This window comes from Sphaerotilus natans (assembly GCF_900156335.1).
Lineage (GTDB): Bacteria > Pseudomonadota > Gammaproteobacteria > Burkholderiales > Burkholderiaceae_C > Sphaerotilus > Sphaerotilus natans.
In genome coordinates, this window is record NZ_FTMZ01000055.1 from 1 (window position 1) to 1,167 (window position 1,167).

Annotated in this window: 2 protein-coding genes; both read right to left on the minus strand. The window is 65.7% G+C overall.

Annotation, left to right across the window (positions count from 1 at the left end; translation table 11 throughout):
- Window positions 1-667 (minus strand): AAA family ATPase (locus BW996_RS20900; protein WP_175619161.1); only part of this gene is annotated, 667 nt, incomplete at its 3' end.
- Window positions 668-879: 212 nt separating this feature from the next.
- Window positions 880-1,167, minus strand: a 288-nt coding sequence (locus BW996_RS20905; protein ID WP_175619162.1) for a PD-(D/E)XK nuclease domain-containing protein, incomplete at its 5' end; no start/stop codon positions are given.

Genomic DNA, 1,167 nt, shown 5'->3' on the forward strand with positions numbered 1-1,167 from the left:
GCGTGATGTCGGTGAGGTTGTTGAGCCCGGAGAACAGGCTGACCTTGCTGAACTTCGACACGCCCGTCAGGAAGACGAAGCGCAGGTGCTCGTCGACCGCCTTGAAGCTCTCGTAGAGCTCCTTGAGGCCCTCGCGCATGCGCTCGGCCTGGGCCGGTTCGGCGATGCGGTCCAGGATCGGCTTGTCGTACTCGTCGACCAGCACGACGGCGCGCTCGCCCCGGCTCTGATGGGCCTGGCGAATCAGGTCGGCGAAGTTGCCGGCCAAGTCCTCTTCGGGCAGTCCGACGGGCAGCGGCAGGTCGAGCGCGACGCGGTTGACCCGCAGGTTCTCGCGGATGCGCTGTGCCAGCAGTCGGCCTTGCGGGCCGGAGCCGCTGGAGAAGCTGATGCGAATCACAGGATGGCGCTTCGACCAGTCCCAGCGGGAATCAGCCGCCAGACCGGTGAACAGCGCCCGGTTGCCCTCGAAAAGCTCCTTGAGCGTGTCGATCAGCAGGCTCTTGCCGAAGCGGCGTGGACGGCTCAGGAAGTAGTACGAACCCGCCTCGGTGAGATCGATGGCCAGCCCGGTCTTGTCGACGTAATAGCAGCCCTGCTGGCGCAGCTTGGCCAGGTTTTGGATGCCCAGGGGCAGCTTGAGGCGAGAGAGCGCGGGCGTGGTCATGGCCCGAGTGTACGGAGTACATCCCTTCGGACAGGGGCTGCGTGCAGGGGTGACACACCTTGGAAGGCCCCAGGCGCGCTGCATCATCGATGCTCAAGGGGCATGTACTGGCGATGCTGTCGTGACCGATCCCAAAAACCTTAGTGCCACCTAAGCAGTTGCCGCTGCGCCAGTGCGAGCACGGATGCTTGAGCGCTCGTGCTCTGGCGACATCAGCCGCTGAGGGTCTCCACCTCGAAGCCGACGACATTGCGCTCGGCCCGGCCGAACTCGATGCCGACGAGGTGGATCGGCTCACCGCGGGCGCGGTACTTGTCCGCGTAGCCCCGGTCCTTGATCTGCCGCAGCGCCTCGCCCGTCGCCTGGCGCTCCACCACCTTGAATTCAAACAAGAACACCCGCCCGGCGTGCAGCACCGCCATGTCGATGCGCCCGTAGCTGGTGGCGTCTTCCACCCGCACGTCCAGCCCCAGCGCCGCGAAGTGGCTGTAGAAGACGCT